The organism is Caballeronia sp. AZ10_KS36, from assembly GCF_023631105.1.
Classification (GTDB): domain Bacteria; phylum Pseudomonadota; class Gammaproteobacteria; order Burkholderiales; family Burkholderiaceae; genus Caballeronia.
Window position 1 is genome coordinate 320,074 of the sequence record NZ_JALQDQ010000025.1, and the last position, 20,148, is coordinate 340,221.

19 protein-coding genes and 3 riboswitches are annotated in these 20,148 nt (G+C 65.3%); of the genes, 9 read left to right on the forward strand and 10 right to left on the reverse strand.

Annotation, left to right across the window (positions count from 1 at the left end; all coding sequences use genetic code 11):
• Positions 1-2 precede the first annotated feature (2 nt).
• Entirely contained in the window at positions 3-770 is a 768-nt protein-coding gene (locus NCR35_RS16895; RefSeq protein WP_250535260.1) for a TerC family protein, read from the forward strand.
• Between the two features lie 3 nt (positions 771-773).
• On the opposite strand, the gene NCR35_RS16900 is transcribed toward NCR35_RS16895, so the two are convergent.
• From NCR35_RS16900 to cbiE, 5 genes are read right to left on the reverse strand one after another with little or no spacing between them, the layout of a single operon-like run.
• Complete coding sequence (locus NCR35_RS16900; protein ID WP_244850108.1) at positions 774-1,178, reverse strand: DUF4186 domain-containing protein; 405 nt, start codon at positions 1,176-1,178, stop codon at positions 774-776.
• 5 nt (positions 1,179-1,183) lie between these two features.
• Positions 1,184-1,909 (reverse strand): precorrin-4 C(11)-methyltransferase, encoded by a 726-nt coding sequence (cobM, locus tag NCR35_RS16905; protein WP_250535261.1) that lies wholly within the window; start codon positions 1,907-1,909, stop codon positions 1,184-1,186.
• A gap of 1 nt (position 1,910) precedes the next feature.
• Positions 1,911-2,639: a cobalt-precorrin-6A reductase gene (locus NCR35_RS16910; protein WP_250535262.1), complete on the reverse strand. Its 729-nt coding sequence runs from the start codon at positions 2,637-2,639 to the stop codon at positions 1,911-1,913.
• Positions 2,636-3,733, reverse strand: a complete 1,098-nt coding sequence (locus NCR35_RS16915; protein ID WP_250535263.1) for a cobalt-precorrin-5B (C(1))-methyltransferase — start codon at positions 3,731-3,733, stop codon at positions 2,636-2,638. Before NCR35_RS16915 ends, NCR35_RS16910 begins: the two co-directional genes overlap by 4 nt.
• Positions 3,734-3,751: 18 nt before the next feature.
• Positions 3,752-4,960: a precorrin-6y C5,15-methyltransferase (decarboxylating) subunit CbiE gene (gene cbiE, locus NCR35_RS16920; protein WP_250535264.1), complete on the reverse strand. Its 1,209-nt coding sequence runs from the start codon at positions 4,958-4,960 to the stop codon at positions 3,752-3,754.
• An 84-nt stretch (positions 4,961-5,044) separates the two neighbouring features.
• Positions 5,045-5,232, forward strand: a riboswitch (cobalamin riboswitch).
• A 142-nt stretch (positions 5,233-5,374) separates the two neighbouring features.
• Here cbiE and cobG point away from each other — a divergent pair.
• Genes cobG through cobJ form a run of 4 tightly spaced genes read left to right on the forward strand, consistent with a single transcriptional unit; the run spans position 5,375 to position 9,573 of the window.
• Entirely contained in the window at positions 5,375-6,589 is a 1,215-nt protein-coding gene (gene cobG, locus NCR35_RS16925; RefSeq protein WP_250535265.1) for a precorrin-3B synthase, read from the forward strand.
• On the forward strand, positions 6,582-7,208 hold the full coding sequence (locus NCR35_RS16930) for a precorrin-8X methylmutase (protein ID WP_244850102.1): 627 nt from the start codon (positions 6,582-6,584) through the stop codon (positions 7,206-7,208). Before cobG ends, NCR35_RS16930 begins: the two co-directional genes overlap by 8 nt.
• The gene (locus NCR35_RS16935; RefSeq protein ID WP_250535266.1) at positions 7,208-7,933 is read left to right on the forward strand and encodes a precorrin-2 C(20)-methyltransferase; all 726 of its coding nucleotides are present in this window, start codon (positions 7,208-7,210) and stop codon (positions 7,931-7,933) included. Before NCR35_RS16930 ends, NCR35_RS16935 begins: the two co-directional genes overlap by 1 nt.
• Positions 7,930-9,573, forward strand: coding sequence for a precorrin-3B C(17)-methyltransferase (cobJ, locus tag NCR35_RS16940; RefSeq protein WP_502801696.1), 1,644 nt, complete (start codon positions 7,930-7,932; stop codon positions 9,571-9,573). The genes NCR35_RS16935 and cobJ overlap by 4 nt, the downstream gene beginning before the upstream one ends.
• Here the strand turns inward: cobJ and NCR35_RS16945 are convergent.
• From NCR35_RS16945 to cobW, 4 genes are all read right to left on the reverse strand, one after another.
• Complete coding sequence (locus NCR35_RS16945) at positions 9,552-10,121, reverse strand: vWA domain-containing protein (RefSeq protein ID WP_250535268.1); 570 nt, start codon at positions 10,119-10,121, stop codon at positions 9,552-9,554. The genes cobJ and NCR35_RS16945 overlap by 22 nt on opposite strands.
• Before the next feature lie 113 nt (positions 10,122-10,234).
• Complete coding sequence (locus NCR35_RS16950) at positions 10,235-11,248, reverse strand: magnesium chelatase ATPase subunit I (protein ID WP_250535269.1); 1,014 nt, start codon at positions 11,246-11,248, stop codon at positions 10,235-10,237.
• Positions 11,245-15,018, reverse strand: coding sequence for a cobaltochelatase subunit CobN (gene cobN, locus NCR35_RS16955; RefSeq protein ID WP_250535270.1), 3,774 nt, complete (start codon positions 15,016-15,018; stop codon positions 11,245-11,247). Before cobN ends, NCR35_RS16950 begins: the two co-directional genes overlap by 4 nt.
• Positions 15,019-15,022: 4 nt before the next feature.
• Complete coding sequence (gene cobW / locus NCR35_RS16960) at positions 15,023-16,102, reverse strand: cobalamin biosynthesis protein CobW (RefSeq protein WP_250535271.1); 1,080 nt, start codon at positions 16,100-16,102, stop codon at positions 15,023-15,025.
• A 137-nt stretch (positions 16,103-16,239) separates the two neighbouring features.
• Positions 16,240-16,486: riboswitch (cobalamin riboswitch) on the reverse strand.
• A 52-nt stretch (positions 16,487-16,538) separates the two neighbouring features.
• A riboswitch (cobalamin riboswitch) is annotated at positions 16,539-16,787 on the forward strand.
• Between the two features lie 86 nt (positions 16,788-16,873).
• Here cobW and NCR35_RS16965 point away from each other — a divergent pair.
• The 4 genes from NCR35_RS16965 to NCR35_RS16980 are packed head-to-tail and all read left to right on the forward strand — an operon-like array spanning position 16,874 to position 19,374.
• Positions 16,874-17,233: a cobalamin biosynthesis protein gene (locus NCR35_RS16965; RefSeq protein WP_250535272.1), complete on the forward strand. Its 360-nt coding sequence runs from the start codon at positions 16,874-16,876 to the stop codon at positions 17,231-17,233.
• Positions 17,234-17,241: 8 nt separating this feature from the next.
• Positions 17,242-17,844, forward strand: coding sequence for a cob(I)yrinic acid a,c-diamide adenosyltransferase (cobO, locus tag NCR35_RS16970; RefSeq protein WP_250535273.1), 603 nt, complete (start codon positions 17,242-17,244; stop codon positions 17,842-17,844).
• 4 nt (positions 17,845-17,848) lie between these two features.
• Positions 17,849-19,147 carry a cobyrinic acid a,c-diamide synthase CobB gene (locus NCR35_RS16975; RefSeq protein ID WP_250535274.1) on the forward strand — a complete coding sequence of 433 codons (1,299 nt, stop codon included), beginning with the start codon at positions 17,849-17,851 and terminating at the stop codon, positions 19,145-19,147.
• Positions 19,144-19,374: a DUF1289 domain-containing protein gene (locus tag NCR35_RS16980; protein WP_250535275.1), complete on the forward strand. Its 231-nt coding sequence runs from the start codon at positions 19,144-19,146 to the stop codon at positions 19,372-19,374. The genes NCR35_RS16975 and NCR35_RS16980 overlap by 4 nt, the downstream gene beginning before the upstream one ends.
• Here the strand turns inward: NCR35_RS16980 and NCR35_RS16985 are convergent.
• Entirely contained in the window at positions 19,371-20,144 is a 774-nt protein-coding gene (locus NCR35_RS16985; RefSeq protein ID WP_250535276.1) for a CbtA family protein, read from the reverse strand. The genes NCR35_RS16980 and NCR35_RS16985 overlap by 4 nt on opposite strands.
• Positions 20,145-20,148: the final 4 nt, after the last annotated feature.

Below are 20,148 nucleotides of genomic sequence, written 5' to 3' on the forward strand. Positions count from 1 at the left end.
GCATGGACTACATTGCCGCCCTTCTGACCGACCCCGCCGCCTGGGCGGCCCTCGCGACGCTCGTCGTGATGGAGGTCGTGCTCGGCATCGACAATCTGATCTTCATCTCCATCCTGACCAACAAGTTGCCGGCCGAGCACCGGGCGCGCACGCAGCGCATCGGCATCGGGCTCGCGCTCGTGATGCGGCTCGGCCTGCTCGGCACCGTCGCGCTGATCGTGCGGCTCACCGCGCCGATCTTCGAAGCGTTCGGCCACGGCTTCTCGTGGCGCGATCTGATCCTGATTGCCGGCGGCGTGTTCCTCGTGTGGAAAGCCACGAGCGAAATCCATCATCACGTCACGCACGACGCCGACGATCACGCCGGGCCCGCATCCGGCGCGCGGCTCACGCCGTTGTCGGCCATCGGCCAGATTTTGCTGCTCGATCTCGTGTTTTCCATCGACAGCATCGTGACTGCGGTCGGCATGACGGAGCACATCCCGATCATGTTCGTCGCGGTCATCGCGGCGGTTTCCGTGATGCTGTTCGCGGCGGGGCCGCTCTCGCGCTTCATCGAACGCAATCCGACCATCGTGATGCTCGCGCTCGGCTTTTTGCTCGTGATCGGCATGACGCTGATCGCGGAAGGCTTCGGCAACCACGTACCGAAGGGCTACATTTATGCCGCGATGGCGTTCTCCGCGCTGGTCGAAGGACTGAACATGCTGGCGCGCCGCGCGACCGGCAAGCGCCGCGTTGCGGGGCCGCGCGAGCAGAGGCCGCATTGAGCGTCAGAAGGGCAACTCGCGCTGCGGGTTGTCCTCGGTTGTCTCAGCGGCAGGCGGCATAGGCTGCGCGCGCAGCCATCGCTCGATGGCATCCACCACATGCTGGCGCTCCGCATCGTCGAGCACTTTTCCCGCCGCGATGCCGTGCCATTTGGCGAGACAGGTCCGGCAGCACGTCGCCGTCGCGTGCTGCGCGATGAACACGGGATGCCCGCGAAACGGCGTCTGCTTGCCGTCGTTGAGCGGCGCCTGCGGCGCGAGCCGTTTCGCGATCAATTCATGCGCCTGCGCGACCACCGTTTCCACGCCGCGCTCGCGCACATAGCGGCCTTCGCGAACGCCGAGCGCAAAGCGCCGGCGAAACGCGGATTTCGCGAGCGCATCGAACACGGCGTCGAGATCGCGCATGACGCTCAGTCCTTCGCGTAGAGCGTCGAATCGGCGAAATCGCGAGCGTCGAGCACGCGGCCCACGAGAATCAGCGCCGTGCGCTCCATGCCCGATGCGCGCACTTTCTGCGCGATATCGACGAGCGTGCCCTGCACGCGTTCTTCGTCCGGCCAGCTTGCGCGGAAGACCACGGCAACCGGACAGTCCTCGCCGTAATGCGGCAGCAGCTCCGCGACGATGCGCTCGATATGCCGCACGCCGAGATGAATGGCGAGCGTTGCGCGATGACGCGCGAGGTCCGCGAGCGATTCGCCGGGAGGCATCGACGTTTTCGCCGCATAGCGCGTGAGAATGACCGTCTGCGAAATGCCCGGCAGCGTCAGTTCGCGCCCGAGCGCCGCCGCCGATGCCGCCGTCGCCGTCACGCCCGGCACTACTTCGTAAGGAATCCCTAACATTTCTATGCGACGAATCTGCTCGCCGATCGCGCCGTACAGCGACGGATCGCCCGAATGCACGCGCGCGACATCCTCGCCGTTCGCGTGCGCTTGCTGCAACAACGCGACGATGGCATCCAGATCGAGTTCCGCCGTATTCACGACGCGATGCGCGCGATGCCCTTCGAGCACGCCTTCCGGCACGAGCGATCCCGCATACAGAATCACGGGGCACGCGCGAATCAGCCTTTGCCCCTTGACGGTGATGAGTTCCGGATCGCCCGGTCCCGCGCCGATGAAATAGACCGTCATGTCAGTGAGAGTCGAGAGCGAGCAGCGCATCAAGCGCGCTCGCGGGGTCGTCGAATTCGCGGTCTGCTTCGGGCAGCGTAGGCCGCGCGAGCATCACCACGGGTAAGTGCCGTTCACGCGCCACCGCGAGCTTCGCCTCGGTCGCCCTGCCGCCGCTGTTCTTGCTGATGACGACATCGATGCGCGCGGCGTCGAACAATGCGCGCTCGCCGTCGATATCGAACGGACCGCGCGCATCGAGGATGCTGGCGCGCGCCGTCCCTTCGTGCGCCCCGAGACAGCGAATGGTCCAGTGCTGCGACGCGGGGATCTCGTCGAGATGCTTGAGCGGCTCGCGTCCGAGCGTGAACAGCGGCCGGCGAAACGGCGCGATGCGTTCGACGATGCCGCGCCAGTCAGCCGCATCGCGCCAGTCGTCGCCGGGCTGCGGCTGCCATGCGGCCCGGCGCACGGCCCAGAGCGGCACATGCGCCAGCGTACAGGCTTCGCGCGCATGGCGGCTCATTTGCGCGGCATATGGATGGGTGGCGTCGATGACGAGCGTGATCCGCTCAGCATGCAGATAATCGACGAGACCCGCCACGCCGCCGAAGCCGCCCACGCGCACGGCACAGGCGAGATCCGTCGGCACGCGAGCGAGTCCCGCGAGACTGTAGACATGCGGCGCGCCCATGTTTCGCGCGATGGAGAGCGCGTCGCCCGTTCCGCCCAACAGCAGCGCGCGCGTCATGCGGCGCTCCCGACGATCACGCCTTGCCTGTCGATTGCAAAGGCCTCGACGATCACGCCGCTCGGCACGGTATCGAGCGCCACGTCGCGGGCGCGCGCGCAGACGAGGTCGCCCAGCGCGATGCCTTCGGCGCGCGCGAGCTTCAGCGCTTCCTGACTCGTATTCGCCGCGCGAATGGCCGACTGAAGCGCCGCGCTCGCGCCCGCCTCCGCAGCCCAGCACGCCAACAACGGCAAGTCGATGCTGGAGCTGCGGCTATGCAGATCCATGTGTCCCGCCGCGAGCTTGCTGAGTTTGCCGAAGCCGCCGCACAGACTGAGCTTCTCGACCGGCGCGCGACGCAGATGCTTGAGCACCGCGCCCGCGAAGTCGCCCATTTCGATCAACGCGATATCCGGCAAGCCGTAGCGCGCGCGCATCGCGTCTTCGCTCTGATTGCCGGTGCAGGCCGCGATATGCCGCACGCCGTTCGCGCGCGCCACGTCGATGCCCTGATGAATCGAGGCGATATACGCCGAACACGAAAACGGCCGGACGATGCCCGTGGTGCCGAGTATCGACAAACCGCCCACGATGCCGAGCCGCGGGTTCATCGTCTTTTGCGCGAGCGCTTCGCCATGCTCGACGCCTATCGTCACATCGAAGCCGCCCGCATAGTCCGCGAGTGGCGCGAGCGCGAGAAGATGCTCGGTCATCATCCTGCGCGGCACGGGATTGATGGCCGGCTCGCCGATGGCGAGCGCCAGGCCCGCCCGCGTCACCGTGCCCACGCCCGGCCCGGCGTGAAAGCGCACGCCCGTATCCGCCGAGAGACGCACGCGCGCAAACACGAGCGCGCCGTGCGTCACGTCAGGATCGTCGCCTGCATCCTTGATGACGCCCGCTTCCGCTGCATCGCGCATGCCGTCGACCAGGCGGCAGAACTCGAGCTTCATCGTGACGCGCTGGCCCTTGGGCAACACGATCTCCGCGCGATCGCTCGCCTGCCCGGTTAGCAACAGACGCGCGGCTGCGAGGCTCGTCGCGGTCGCGCAGCTTCCGGTCGTGTAGCCGCTTCTGAGCGGCGCGGGTTGTTCCGGTGTCTCGTCACGCATGATGAGCGTCGAATGCGGTCAAGGCTTGCTCGCGCAGAGCAGCGTGATGGGCAACGCTTGCCGCCAGGTATCGAAGCCGCCGAGCGGCTCCGCATGCGCCACGCCGATGCGCACGAGTTCACCGCCATGCCGCGCGCGCCAGTCGACGAGCGCGGCTTCGCTTTGCAGCGTGACCGCGTTCGCGATCAGCCGCCCGCCCTGACGCAGCCGCGACCAGCACGTATCGAGCACGCCCGGCACGGTCACGCCGCCGCCGATGAACACGACGTCGGGCGCGGGAAGGCCCGCGAGCGCGGCGGGCGCCTCGCCCTTGACGAGCTGAAGCGCGGGCACGCCGAGCGCATCGCGGTTATGTTCGATCAGACGCTGCCGGCCCTCGTTCGCTTCGATGGCAATGGCACGGCAGGACACATGCGCGCGCATCCATTCGATGCCGATCGACCCGCAGCCCGCGCCCACGTCCCACAGCAGTTCGCGCGGCTGCGGCGCGAGGCGCGCGAGCGTGACGGCACGCACATCGCGCTTGGTCAACTGGCCGTCGTGACGATAGGCGTCGTCGGGCAGGCCGGGTGTGAGCGGCGGACCGGCATGGCCCGCATGCGTGCGGCATTCGATGGCCACGAGATTGAGCGACGCCACGAACGGCTCGCGCCAGTCGTCCGCGCGCTCGTCGATACGGCGTTCGTTCGCGCCGCCGAGATGCTCGAAGACCGTCATGCGGCTCGGGCCGAATCCATGCGCCGTCAAGAGCGAAGCGATCGCAGCGGGCGTCGCGCCGTCCGCGCTCAGGACCAGCAGGCGCTCGCCGCGAAACACATGCGCAAGCAGCGAGGCAACGGGCCGCCCGACAAGCGACACGCAGCGCGCGTCCTGCAACGCCCAGTGCAAACGCGCAGCGGCGAGCGACAGCGACGAAGGCGCGGGAATCACGCGCATCTCGTCGACGGCAAGCTCGCGAGCGAGCGTCGCGCCGACGCCGAAGAACATCGGGTCACCGCTCGCGAGCACGCACACAGGCGTGCCGCGCGTGCGCTCGGCGAGCACGGCATCGAGAGAAAACGGGCTCGGCCACGGCACGCGGCGCGCGGCTATACGCGCAGGCAAGAGCGCGAGATGACGCTCGCCGCCGTGTATCGCGCCGGCCTCGACGAGCGCGCGTCGCGCCGCGCGGCTGAGGCCCTGCCAGCCGTCCTCGCCGATGCCTATCACGGTCAGCCAGCTCGACATGAGACGTGCCCTCCTTGCGGTTCGCGACGCGCTTCATGCGACGATACCCGGCACGAAGCGTGCTGATGGTCGATAAAAGCGGGCATAATACATCGGTACGTCGGTGCCCAACGGTTCAACCCGCGGGCCTAACAGGGAACACAGCGAAACTGTGGCTGCCCCCGCAATTGTACGCAGCGAGTCCGCGCTCCACTGCCACTGGTTTATACCGGGAAGGCCGGCGCGGGCGCAGACCTGCCAGCCAAGAGACCTGCCGACTCACGCTTTCCACGCTATACACGCTTTGCACGCAATATTCGCGCGACGCCGTCCGGGCGGGGTGTACCGGTGGCATCGCCCGAAGCGAGAATCGCACCGGTCACGCTTTTGAACGCTTCTTTTCCGACACCGCGGCCATCGGCTTGTCCCGGCCTCATGCGCATCGTGCAGGCGCGCGACGGCGGGCTCGCGCGCCTGCGCCTTGCAGGCGGCGAACTCCGCGCGCACGCGGCGCATGCCGTCGCGCACGCGGCCGTTAAGTGCGGCTCGGGCGTCATCGAGCTGACCAATCGCGCGAATCTGCAACTGCGCGGCATTCGCGCCGATGCCCACGCGGAACTCGTCGATATCGCGCTGAACGCGGGGCTCGGCCCGCACACTGAAGGCGGCGACGACTTGCGCAACGTGATGCTGAGTCCGCTCGCGAACGACGCCACGCGCGGCCTCGCCGCCGCCATCGTCACCGCGATGCAGGGCGATGCCGCGCTGCACGCGTTGTCGCCGAAGTTCGCGCTGCAACTCGACGGCGGCGAACGCCTCGCGATGCTCGATCATCCGCACGATCTCTGGCTTTCCGCGCTCGACGACGGCACGCGCTACGCGTTCGGCTTCGCTGGTTCGATCCCGCATAGTGATAGCGACTCACCCGCGCTCGGCAGCATCGCGCGCGGACAGGTCGTGGACTTCGTGATCGCGGCGCTGCGCGCGTTCGTTGCGCTCGCTTCGAACGACGAACATCGCATGCGTGAGTTGCTCGCGCGAATCGGCGTGACGCGCTTTCTCGCGATGCTTTCGTTCGATCCTATCGACACTGCCTGGCGTCGCGCCCCTGCCAACGACGCGCTGCGCTTCGGCGCGCATCCGATGCCGGACAGCGCGAACGGGTATATCGGTGCGCAGACGCAACTGGGACGGCTCGACGCCGCCACGCTCGCCGCGCTCGCCGATCTTGCTTCGACATACGCGCAAGGCCGGCTCTTGATGACGCCTTGGCAAGGCGTGCTCATGCCTGACGTGATGCCGCGAGATACGGAACACGTGCTCGACCGCATTAACGCGCTCGGCCTCATCACGCGCGCAGACCATCCGCTTGCGCGTCTTATCGCGTGCGCCGGTTCGCCGGGCTGCGCGAAGAGTCGCGCCGATACCAAAGCTGATACGCACCGCCTCGCCGCGCTGCTGCCTGTGCACGACGATGTGCATATAAGCGGCTGCGAACGCTCGTGCGCCGCCGCGCATCCCGTCGTGAACACAATGATCGCGGTGTCGACCGGACGCTATGACTTGCATGTCGACGCGCGCCTCGTCGCACCGAACGTATCCATCGAAGAGGCGGCCGCGTGGCTCGCCCGGAGCCATGCCGATGCTTGACTATATCCGCGACGGCGCCGAGATTTATCGCCAGTCGTTCGCGACGATCCGCGCCGAAGCGAACCTGAGCGCCATTCCGCGCGACCTCGAAAAGCTCGCCGTGCGGCTGATTCACGCGTGCGGCATGGTGGATATCGTCGACGATCTGCGCTTCTCTCCCGGCGCAGGCGACGCGGGCCGCACGGCCCTCGCAGCCGGCGCGCCGATACTCTGCGATGCCCGCATGGTCGCGCACGGCATTACCGAGGCGCGTCTTCCGGCCGATAACCGCATCATCTGCACGCTCGGCGATCCGTCCGTTCCCGAGCGCGCCCGCGCGATGCGCAACACGCGTTCTGCTGCTGCGCTCGAACTCTGGCGGCCGCATCTGCAAGGCGCGGTCGTCGCGATAGGCAACGCTCCCACCGCGCTCTTTCATCTGCTCGACATGCTCGACGCCGGCGCGCCGAAGCCCGCGCTCATTCTCGGCTTCCCTGTCGGTTTTATCGGCGCGGCTGAATCGAAGGCGATGCTCGCAGCCGACAGCCGAGGCGTGCCCTTCGTCGCATTACACGGACGACGCGGCGGCAGCGCGATGGCCGCCGCCGCAGTCAACGCACTTGCTTCGGAGAACGAATAATGAGCGGACGCCTGTATGGTCTCGGCGTCGGTCCGGGCGACCCCGAACTCATCACAGTGAAAGCGCTGCGGCTTCTGAAGTCCGCGCCGGTGGTCGCGTATTTCGTCGCGAAGGGCAAGAAGGGCAACGCGTTCGGCATCATCGAAGCGCATCTCGACGACGCGCAGACACGCCTGCCGCTCGTGTATCCGGTGACGACCGAAGCGCTCGAACCGCCGCTGTGCTACGAGACGATCATCAGCGCGTTCTACGATGAAGCCGCGCTCGCCATTGCCGATCATCTCGAAGCGGGCCGCGATGTGGCCGTGATCTGCGAAGGCGATCCCTTCTTCTACGGGTCGTACATGTATCTGCACGACCGTCTCGCCGGACGTTTCGATGCGCATGTCGTGCCCGGCGTATGTTCGATGCTGGGCGGCGTGTCGGTGCTCGGCGTGCCGCTCGTTTATCGCAATCAGAGTCTTTGTGTGCTGTCCGGCGTGCTGCCGGAAGACGAGTTGAAGTGCAAGCTCGAAGCATCCGATGCAGCCGTCGTGATGAAGCTCGGCCGCAACTTCGACAAGGTGCGTCGCGTGCTCACCGATCTGGGGCTGGACAAGCGCGCGCTCTATGTCGAGCGCGCGACGATGGCGAATCAACGGATCGTGCCGCTCGATGAAGTCGACCCGATGGCGTCGCCCTATTTCTCGCTGCTCGTCGTGCCGGGAAAGAAATGGCAGGCATGAACGCGGCGTCATCGATTGCGATCGTCGTGCTCGGCGAAAGCGCGCTTCCTGTCGCGCGCCGCATTCAGGCGCGTTATCCGGGTTCGCTCGTGCATGGTCTCGCTAATCGCGCTCATGCCGATATTGCCTACGACGATTTCGGCGCGCACGTGCGAGCGCTCTATCTTGCAGCCACGCCTATCGTCGCGCTGTGTGCGGCGGGCATCGTCATTCGCTCGCTCGCGCCCTGTCTCACGAACAAGGGCGCGGAGCCGCCGGTGCTCGCGGTCGCGCAGGATGGCAGCGCCGTGGTGCCGTTGCTCGGCGGCACGAGCGGCGTGAATGTGCTGGCGCGCGAGATCGCCGCGGCGCTCGATGCCACGCCCGCGATCACGACGAGCGGCGAACTTCGCTTCGGCATGTGCCTGCTTGCTCCGCCCGATGGCTACGCGCTGGCGGATATGGAGCGTGGCAAGCGTTTCGTGTCCGACTTGCTCGCGGGCGAAACGACGCGCATCGAAGGTCATGCACCGTGGCTCGCTCAGGCCGACTTGCCTCGCGCAGAAGACGCGCGCCTTGCAGTGCGTGTCACGCCGCATGTGATGAACGATGAGCGTAGTCTCGTGATTCATCCGTGTTGCGTGGCCGCGTGGATCGAAGCGCCGGACGATGGGATCGCTGATCGCGTTCAGCTTGCATTGCGCGAACACGGACTGTCGCCGCTTGCACTCGCTGCGCTGGTCGCGCCGACAGAAAGCATGACGTTCGATGCGCTCAGCGATGCTGCCAACGCGCTCGACCTGCCCCTTCGCTTCAGCAACGAACCGCCGCCCCATCACGCGCTTCGCGCCCACGGAATCGCGCTGAGCGTGGCCGAAGCGCCGATAGATGCCGAGTCCATCGGTCGCGCGCGCGGCACGTTGACGGTCATCGGACTCGGCCCCGGCAGCGCAGACTTGATGACGCCTGCCGCAAGAGTTGCGCTCGATTCCGCGCAGGACGTTCTAGGCTACGAGACCTACGTGCGCATGGCCGGCCCGTTTCGCGCAGACCAGCGCATTCACATGACGGACAACCGCGAGGAGTTGCAACGCGCACGCCATGCGTTCGAGCTCGCGAGCGAAGGGCGGAAGGTCGTGGTCGTATCGTCGGGCGATCCCGGCGTCTTCGCGATGGCTGCGGCCGTGCTCGAAGCGCTCGACGAAGGACGCGCGACGCATGCCGAATGGGCTGCCGTGAAGCTCGCTATCGTGCCGGGCGTATCCGCGTCGCTCGCAACGGCCGCGCGCGCGGGCGCGCCGCTCGGCCATGACTTCTGCGTGCTGTCGCTCTCCGACAACCTCAAGCCCTGGGACGTGATCGAGCATCGCATTCGGCATGCAAGCGAAGCGGATCTCGTGATGGCGTTCTATAACCCGCTATCGAAGGCGCGACCCTGGCAGTTCGATCGCGCAATCGACATCGTGCGCGAGCATCGCGACGCGGCGACGCCCGTCGTGCTCGGCCGCGACGTGGGACGTCCAGCGGAAACGATGCGCGTGGTGACGCTCGGCGAATTGCACGGCGGCCTCGTCGATATGCGGACGATGGTGATCGTCGGGTCGTCGAAGACGCGCGTAATCGGCGACGGCGACTGGGTTTATACGCCCCGCTCGTATTGAAGCGATTCGGCGGGTATGTGCTGCGCGCGCCAGTCGAGCGCCAGCGCGTGCGCCCCGCCGACCCGCACGCGTCCTTCCTCGAAATCGACCACGACGATACGGTCGGCCAGCGCGGGCGCTGCGGGCCGCTCGTTCGTGCGTCCATCGCTCAATAGCCACAGCCAGCGGCGTTGCGAAGGCTTGCGACGCGCGGCCCGCGCAAGCACGGTCGATGCCGTCGCTAACCCGAGCGTAAGCGGCGTGCCGCCTCCGCCGCCAATCGGCGCGATCCAGCGGTCATTGAACCAATGCGCCGTCCCCGGTTGACGACGCACTTCCGCGCGTCCGCCGCCGAAGCACACCAGCGCGACCTCCGCGCGTTCGCGATACGCACGGTCGAACAGCGCGATCAGCAAGCCCTTCGCGCGCGCAAGACGTTCGCCGCCGAGCATCGAGCCGGAGCAATCGAGCACGAAGCAATGCAGCGCGGATGCTTCGCCTTGGCCGCGTCGATAGCGCAAGTGATCGGCATCGAAGCGTGCATTGCGTTTGGCGCGCAGTGTCGCCATCCAGTCGACCGATGCAGTAGCGAGCCCTTCACGCGCATGTTCCCGCCCACGCGAACGCGCCTCCTGCCATCGAAGACGATGCGCGTTCGCATCGGCGTCGGGCCTTCGATGGCTCAGGCTTTTTTTGCGGCGAGCGGCCTGACCTGCTTGACCTTCGCGATGCCGACGGGCTCTGGCGGCATGTAACCCCAGTCGCCGCCTTGCGCGGAATTGGCGCTTGCTTCCGGCCGCGATGATTCACGCGTTGATTCACGAGACGACGCCTCAGGCTCGCGCCGGCGATGCCGCAATACCGCGTCGGCGACGCAATCGACATGCTTCGTTTCGACGTATTCCGCGCCTTCCAGCGCCGCGAGCGCACGCGCCGCGCGCAGCATGACGAGATCGGCGCGAAGGCCGTCGACGTTGGCCGCAATGCACAGCTCGCTCACGTGCGCATGCACGACGTCATCGAAATCGAACTGATCGAGCGCCGCGCGCGCCGCTTCGATGCGTTCGGCGAGCGCCGCCTGATTATCCGCGTGCTGCGCGCGAAATGCTTCGGCGTCCGAATCGAATGCGAGTCTTGCCTTGACGATCCGCTGGCGCACATTGGCGTCGAAGCAGTTGGCGAGTTCGACGGCAAGCCCGAAGCGATCCAGCAATTGCGGGCGCAGTTCCCCCTCTTCCGGATTCATGGTGCCGATCAGCACGAACCGCGCGTCATGCCGATGCGATATGCCGTCGCGCTCGATGATATTCACGCCGCTCGCTGCCACGTCGAGCAGTTGATCGACGAGAGGATTCGGCAGCAAGTTAACTTCGTCGACATACAGGACACCGCGATGCGCTTTCGCGAGCAAGCCCGGCGAGAACTTCACGCCGCCATCGCGCAACGCGCTCTGAATATCGAGCGTCCCGATAAGTTGCTCTTCGCTCGCGCCGAGCGGCAAGGTGACGAGTTTCCCTTCCGGCAACAGTTCAGCGAGCGCGCGCGCCGCCGTGGATTTCGCGGTGCCGCGCGGTCCGCTCACGAGCACGCCGCCCAATGACGGGTCGACCGCTGCGAGCAGCAAGGCCTGTTGCAACGGCGCCTGCCCGACGAGCGCGGTGAAAGGAAACGCGGGAAAAAATGAGGTTTCGTTCAAGTCTGTCGGCCTTCGAGTTGCTGCTCGACATCGAGCAGATGCTGCGTCACGGACTGCCGATAGTCGCCGGGTTCCTGCCACAGCCCGCGCTGCATCGCTTCGAGCAGGCGCTCGCAGATCGACTGGAGCGCGTGCGGGTTGTGTCGCGCGATGAATTCACGCGTATCGGCATCGTTCACGTAGGCATCCGTGACGAGCGCATATTGATGATCGGAGACGACGCGCGCGGTGGCATCGTAACCGAAGAGATAATCGACCGTCGCGGCGAGTTCGGACGCGCCTTTATAGCCATGCCGCTTCACGCCGTCGATCCACTTGGGATTGACCACGCGCGAGCGCACGACGCGCGCGATCTCCTCGTTCAGCGTGCGCATGCGCGGCGCGGCGGGGTTGCTGTGATCCGCGTTGTACGCCTGCGGCTGCACGCCCGACAAGTAACGCACCGCCGCGATCATTCCGCCCTGAAACTGGTGATAGTCGTTCGAATCGAGCACGTCGTGCTCGCGGTTATCCTGATTCTGAAGCACTACATCGAGCGTCGAGAGCCGCGCGCCGAAGGTCGAGCGCGCTTCGACGCCATCGCCGGCCTGCGAATAGGCATAGCCGCCCGTGCTTTGATAAGCGGCGGACAGATCGGCATCGGTTTCCCATTGCTTCAGGTCGATGAGCTCCTGCAAGCCCGCGCCGTACGCGCCCGGCTTCGTGCTGAACACGCGCCAGCCGGCACGCAGCCGCGCTTCTTTGGCATCGACGCCGCGTCCGATCAACTCGTCGCGCTCACGCATAATACGCGCGCGAATCGGGTTGACGTCTTCCGGCTCGTCTTCGAGTTCCGCTATGGCCTGCACGGCGGCATCGAACAGATGCATGAGATTCGCGAACGCATCGCGGAAAAAGCCGGATACGCGCAGCGTGACGTCGATGCGCGGCCGGTTGAAGATGGAGATCGGCAGAATCTCGAAGTCGGTGACGCGATGGCTGCCCGCCGCCCATTTGGGTCGCACGCCGATGAGCGCGAACGCTTGCGCGATGTCGTCGCCGCCGGTGCGCATGGTGGCCGTGCCCCACACCGACAGACCGATGGCGCGCGGATAATCGCCGTGGTCCTGTACGTGCCGCTCGACGAGCATGTTCGCGGACTTGAGCCCGAGCGACCAGGCGGCTTGCGTCGGCAATGCGCGCGTATCGACCGAATAGAAGTTACGCCCCGTCGGCAGCACGTCGGGTCTGCCGCGCGATGGCGAACCGCTCGGCCCGGGCGGAACGAAGCGCCCTTCGAGACCGCGTTTCAGTTGCAACGACTCTTGCGGTCCGCATGCATCCAGCCGCGCGAGCACATCGCCATGCAAGCGTTCGAGCACGCATTGCGTATGCAGACCGGGTGCGGCTGCATTGCCCTCGATAAGCTGCAATGCGAGGCCTTCCAGCCGCTCGCGCGTGTCACCGTGATGACGCCAGGGCGCATTACTCATCGCCTGCAATGCCGGCGGACGCGGCCCTTGCCACGGCGCGGCCCAGTCGGCGTCGAGCGGATCGAAGTCATCGCCTAGTTGCAGGTCCCGTGCGAGCGCAGTGATCACGCTTGCGTTCGCGCCCTGACCGTCGCCGATCGGAAAACGCCCGAGCGCAAGCAGCGTATCGCGCCGCTGCACGCCTTGCGGCGACTCGCCGAAAACATGCAGTCCATCGCGTATCTGCGCTTCTTTCAGCTCGCACAGATACGCCTCGGCGCGCGTGAGCAACGCGTCTTCGCCCGATGTATCGCGCGGGGCATCGAGACCGAGTTCTTCGTGCAGCTTGTTCTCGACGATGCTCGCGAGTATGGACTTGCGCAACAGCTTCGCGCGCCGGACGTCGACCATCAATGCTTCGTAGTACTCATCGACCTGCCGTTCGAGGTTTTGCAGCGGACCATAGTTCTCGGCGCGCGTAAGCGGCGGCATCAGATGATCGATGATGACCGCTTGCGCCCGCCGCTTCGCCTGACTGCCCTCGCCCGGATCGTTGACGATGAAAGGATAAAGATGCGGCATCGGCCCGAGAATCAGATCGGGCCAGCACGATGCCGACAGCGCGACGCTCTTGCCCGGCAGCCATTCCAGATTGCCGTGCTTGCCGACATGCACGAGCGCATCCGCGTTAAAGCGCATGCGCAGCCAGAAGTAGAACGCGAGATACGAATGCGGCGGAACGAGTTCGGCATCGTGGTAGCTCGCATAGTCGTTGCGTTCGCGCGACCGCGACGGTTGAATGCCGACGAACACTTCGCCGCAGCGATAGCCCGCGATCATGAAGCGCCCGCGCCTCAATGTCGGATCGTCTTCCGGTGCGCCCCACGTCTTTTCCAGCGCGGCGCGTGCATCTGCGGGCAACGCGCGATAAGCGTCGAGATAGTCGTCGAGCGAGAGGCTTTGCAACGCCGGCCGCATGTCGCGAACCACGGGATCGTTCGTCACGCCTTGCGTCAATGCGGCGATAAGCGCGTCGCCGTTCTCCGGCAATTCGCCCACGCGATAGCCTTCGCGTGCGAGCGTCGACAGGATGCCGACCGCGGATGCCGGCGTATCGAGCCCCACGCCGTTGCCGATGCGCCCTTCGCTCGCCGGATAGTTGGCGAGCACGAGCGCGATGCGCTTCTCGTGGTTGGGCGTATGCCGCAGCTTGCACCAGCGGCGGCTCAACTCCGCGACGAAGCGCACGCGTTCGGCATCGGCCTGATAACGCACCACGTCAACTTGCGTCTGCGCGCAGTGATACGCGAGTCCCTTGAAGCTGACCGCGCGCGTGATGATGCGGCCATCGACCTCGGGCAGCGCGACATGCATCGCTACATCGCGCGAATTGAGGCCGTGGTTGTCCTTTTCCCAGTCTTCGCGATTGCCGCCGCTCAATATCACTTGCAGCACGGGCGCATCGCCCGCGATGTCGAAGTCTTCGCTTTCGCCGATCACGCTGGCTGCGAACGCAGTCGTGTTCAATACGAGCGATGCGCGATGCTCCATGCATAAACGCGCGATCACTTCGCGGCTCACGCTTTCCTTCAGCGAAGCGATCGCAATCGGCAGCGGATTCAGCCCTTCCTTTTCGAGGGCTTCGATGAGCGCATCGAATACAGCGGTGTTGCCCGCTTGCAGATGCGCGCGATAAAACAGAATCGCGACGACGGGCGCGCCGTCGGTCCAGCGCGCGCGCCAGTCGTCGATTGCGGCGATGTCGTGCTCGGGATGATAGATGGCTACGGCAGGCAGCGGACGCGGCGCTTGCGGCGCGCGGCCGAAGCCGAATGCGTGATAACCGACTGCGCGCAAAAATTCTTCGGCATTGCCTGCGCCGCCTTCGCGCAGATAGCGCGACAACTCCCGGCAGAACGCGGCATCCGCGGTACTCTTGCTGATCAGGTTCGGGTCTTCGGTGAGATCGCCCGAGAACATGGCAAGCATCTGCTTCTCGCGCTCGGCGAGCGCCACGATTCGCTCGATGCCATAAGGCCAGTACGATTCACCGCCGAGATGATCGAGGATGACGACGCGCGCATGACGCAATACATCGTCGACATAGAAATCGACCGATGCGGGCTGGCGCAGAAACGATTGATTCGCGAGCCGCACTTCGGGAAAGCCCGGCTCAAGACGCGGAAACACGCTTGCAAGCAGCGCGAGCGTGGTATCGGCCGAACTCAGTACGACGATCGGTGCGCGCGTCTGCTCGATACGCATGACGCCTGCCGCGTCATCGACAAAACCTCCCGGCGTCGTGCGTAACAAATGCATTGCGTCAGGCCTGCGCGAGCGCGTTCGCCAGCGCCGCGTTCAACGCTGTTTGCAGGGTTTGACGATCGAGGTCTTCTCCGATCAGCACGAAGCGGCTCGCGGCTTCCCCTTCGTTCCAGCGCCGGTCGAAATAGCTGTCGAAGCGCCGGCCCACGCCTTGCACCACGAGACGCATGCCCGCGCCCGGCAGCGCGGCGAATCCTTTCACGCGATAGATCGTGTGGCTCTCCACAAGCGCCTGCAACGCGGCAATGGCCTGTTCGCGTGATTCGACTTGTGCTTCGACTACGACCGAATCGAATTCGTCATGGTGATGATCCACGTGGCCTTCGTCGTCGGCAGAACCGTGATGATCGTGGCGAAGATGAATGCTGTCCTCGGACGCGGACTGCAGACCGAGCAGCGCATGCAGATCCAGCTTGCCCATTTGCGCGGGCACGACCTTCACTTGCGGCGGAATCTCGGGCCGCACCAGCGCTTCCACGCGGCGCAGTGCGTCGACGTCCATGAGGTCCGTCTTGTTGACGATCACGAGATCAGCCGAGGACAGTTGATCTTCGAATAGCTCGTGCAGCGGCGATTCGTGATCGAGATTCGGGTCGGCCTTGCGTTGCGCATCGACCGCTGCGGGATTCGCGGCGAACTGTCCGCTTGCGGCGGCAGGACCGTCGACCACCGTGATGACGGCATCCACCGTGAACGCATTCTTGATCGACGGCCAGTTGAATGCCTGCACGAGCGGCTTCGGCAACGCGAGGCCCGAGGTCTCGATCAACACATGGTCGATGCGCTCGCGGCGTTCGAGCAACTGCTCCATCACCGGATAAAACTCTTCCTGCACCGTGCAACACAGGCACCCGTTAGCGAGTTCATAGAGATTGCGCTCCGAGGACCCGGCTTCGTCGTCGCAACCGATGCCGCAACCCTTCAGGATTTCCCCGTCTATACCGAGTTCGCCGAACTCATTCACGATGACAGCAAGGCGCAAGCCCTGCGCATTCGACATGATGTGGCGCATCAAGGTGGTCTTGCCGCTGCCGAGAAAGCCGGTCACGACCGTGACGGGTATCTTGCGGGTTTGCATCGTCGCTCCGTGGCTCGTGTATGCATGCGTCGTGCATGCGTCGTGCGTGCGTCGCGCGAGCAAGGTATCGCCGGCGAGATCTGCGGGAAAAAGCGCACGACTGATGGATCATGGGACATGCCGCATCCCCGCGGCGTGGGCCCTGCGAAGTTCTGGCCGGTATCCGGGCTTGGGACCTCGTCGCGCAGCCTTCCTGCCGTGCACCGACAGTGGCTTCGTGCGCAACGCGCGATATCCTAATAGCGATACCGCCGGTCTCTTACCGTTGCGGGGGCAGCGCAGGTTGGCGCGTCCGTTCGCATAATGGACGATGCGCTTCCTGCTTCCCGTTTAACTGCGTGCGAAAGAAGCTCGCACGCGGGCACCAGAACTGCGTGAAGTCTAGGCTCCCCGCGAGGGAGCGTCAAGGAATCCGGCGCTGAAACCGGTGCATGTGGTATCGTTGGCGCGCGACTGGTGCTCGCGCGTTCACACGAAACGCGCAGTTAAACGGGAAACAGAAAGCGGCGTCTTCACATGCATGCAAGCGCTCGCCAACCTGTGCTGTCCCCGCAACGGTACGCGACCGGCGGTATCGGCTCGCACGATATCGCGCATGGCGCAAACGGCCACTGCCCGTTCACGGTGGGAAGGCTGCGCGATGAAGGCCGCAAGCCCGGATACCGGCCATCGCTGGGGACGAAGCGCATCTCGCTGTCATGATGCCTTCGCCGAACGCCGCCATCCGCGAGGGACGCATGGGCGGCGCAAGCATTTCCGTCCATTCGTTCGATGATACTTCCTTGCGGGAGCCTGCGCCATCTTGCCGTCGGCATCGGCTGCAAACGCGGCGTAAGCGCCGATGCGATAGAAGCGGCCGTCCTTCGTGCGCTTCAAGCAGCGGAACTCACGTTCGCGCACATCGCGGTGGTCGCGAGCATCGACATCAAACACGACGAAGCCGGCTTGCGTGTCTTCTGCGAGCGTCATGCGCTGCCATTGCGTTTCTATCGCGCAGACCAGCTCGCGCACATGCCCGCCGACGGTGTATGCGAGCCTAGCGCGCTGCTCGCGAGCGAGGGCGGAGAGCTTGTTGTGCCGAAGATGATCGACGGTCATGTGACCGTCGCCATAGCAACGAAGAAAGCCTGAAAGAGCCCATGAAAACCGATACGGAATCACATCTGCGCGTGACGCAGCGTCGCAAGGAAGGCCACGAAAAGAAGCAGGCCGCCGCCGATCACGAGAAGGGTCTCTTGATCGTCAACACAGGCAATGGCAAGGGCAAGACGACGGCGGCATTCGGCATGGCCGTGCGCGTGCTCGGGCACGGCATGAAGCTCGGCGTCGTTCAGTTCATCAAAGGCGCGCTGCATACGTCAGAGCGCGATTTCCTGAGCGCGGTCGCCAATTGCGATTTCGTGACGATGGGCGACGGCTATACCTGGAACACGCAAAACCGCGAGGCCGACATGGCGACCGCGCGCAAAGGCTGGAACGAAGCGCGGCGCATGATCGAAAGCGGCGAATATCAGATGGTCGTGCTCGACGAGCTCAACACCGTGCTCAAGTACGAGTACTTGCCGCTCGACGAAGTGCTCGATGTGTTGAAGGCGCGTCCTGCGATGCTGCATGTGGTCGTGACGGGCCGTCATGCGCCGGATGCGCTCGTCGAACTGGCGGACCTCGTCACGGAAATGCGGCTCGTGAAGCATCCGTATCGCGAGCAGGGCGTCAAGGCTCAACGTGGCGTCGAGTACTGAGCTCATGCCGTCCTGCCCCGCACTCTTCATCGGCGCGAGCGCGTCGCATCAAGGCAAGACCACGGTGACGGCCGCGCTGGCGCGTCATCATGCGCGGCGTGGCCTGCGCGTGCGCGTATTCAAGACCGGCCCCGATTTTCTCGATCCGATGATCCTGGAACGCGCATGCGGATCGCCCGTCTATTCGCTGCATCTGTCGATGGTCGGTCTCGACGCATGCCGCGCATTGCTCGCAGAGGCCGCGCGCGAAGCCGATCTGATTCTGATCGAAGGCGTCATGGGTCTCTTCGACGGCACGCCGAGCAGCGCCGACCTCGCCGCCGCGTTCAATGTGCCGGTGCTCGCCGTGATCGGCGCACATGGCATGGCGCAGACCTTCGGCGCAGTGGCGTTCGGACTGGCGCGTTATCGCGCAGACGTGCCGTTCCATGGCGTGCTCGCCAATCGCGTTGCATCGGCGCGGCATGCGCAGATGTTGGCCGAAGCCATTCCGGATGGGCTGCGCTATTGCGGGCATCTGTCGAATACAGAGGACATCGCACTGCCCGAGCGTCATCTCGGCTTGACGCAAGCGCAAGAAGTGGCGGGACTGGATGCGCGTCTGGATCGCGCCGCCGATGCCATTGCCGCTACCGCGCTCGCGGACCTCCCGCCGCCTGTGCACTTCGAGGACGCGAAGCCCGAAGCGCCGCCGCGTTTGCTCGACGGTTTGCATATCGCCGTGGCACGCGATGCCGCGTTTTCATTCGTCTATCCGGCCAATATCGACTTGCTGCACGCAATGGGCGCGCGCGTGAGCACCTTTTCGCCACTCGCCGATGAACCCGTGCCAGCCGATGCCGACGCGCTCTATCTTCCCGGCGGGTATCCGGAACTGCATGCGGCTACGCTTGCCGTGAACCTGCGCACGCGGGCATCCATGGAAGCGCATGTGGCGCGTCGAAGAGCTGTCGTCGCCGAATGCGGCGGCATGCTGTATCTGCTCGATACGCTGACGGACGTGGAAGGCACGAAGCATGCAATGCTCGGTCTTCTCCCGGGCAACGCCTTCATGCAGCGCCGCCTCGCGCGTCTTGCAATGCAAAGGCTCGATACCGCGCACGGCGCGCTCACCGGTCACACGTTCCATTACTCCACGCTCGACACACCCATGCAGCCGCATCTGACCTCGAAGCATGCAACCACAGGCGCCGAAGGCGAAGCCCTCTATCGCCACGGTCCGATCACGGCCACGTATATGCACGCGTATTGGCCATCGAATCCGGCCGCCGCCGCGGCGCTCTTTCGCGGCGAATCGCTATGACGATCGTCGACCTCGCCTTCACTATTGCGCGCGCGAAGTCGCAAGAGCCGGTTGGTTCGCCGTGCACGGGCGTATGCAAGCTCGATCCCGCGCATGGTCTGTGCGCGGGATGCTTCCGGAGCCGCGAAGAGATCAAGTCGTTCCGCTCGATGGACGATGCGGCGAAACTCGCGCTACTGGATGAATTGCCCGCAAGGCAAGCAGCGTTATCGCGAGAAAACGCTTAGACGGTCGCCACTTTCCGCAATGCGGGCCGCTCGAGTTCGCGAGCAGCGAGCGCGCCGAACACGAGCCCGAGCGTCGTCCAGATGATGACCTGAACACCGATGGCCGCGACGCGAAAGTTCCAGAGCAACGACGCCGAGAAGCCTGCCGGCACTTCTTCGATACGCGGCAGCGCGAACTGCACGAGCAGCATCGACGCGATGTAGAAAGCGCCTGCAATCATCGTTGCGTTCCACTCGCCCCGCCGCACGCGCAGCCGCCTTTGCAGCGCGACGGCGATCACCGCTGCCGCGATCGAGATGGCCAACATGCCGAAGAACAATGCGGTGCGCGGACCGATCGTCGCCGCGTTGCCGACCGAAGGCGGGTTCGGTGGATACTTGAGGAACGGCACGACCGCCACGCTCAAGAAGCCGAACATCGCCAGCAACGCCGATGTGCCGCGCGCACGCAATGCGCCGAGCCGCCCATAAGCAAGCGCAAAGACGAGCGAGAAAATGCCGCCGAGCGCAGTGCCGAATACCGCGACGCCGGTAAAGAGGCCGACACCGGCCTGCGTGTCCCGGCTCACCAGTTCTTCGTCGCCGTCGCCGCCTTCGTGATCGTGTGAATGAGTCGTGGCTTCGTGATGGTCATGTCCATGCGCATGTTCTCCTTCGAACGCGATGGCCTGTGCAACGAACGGCTCACCGACCAGCTTCGCAAAACCGAAGCCGAGCACGCCCGCGACGAGACCCGCGATCATGCCGCGTATCAACAAACTGCGAATCATGACG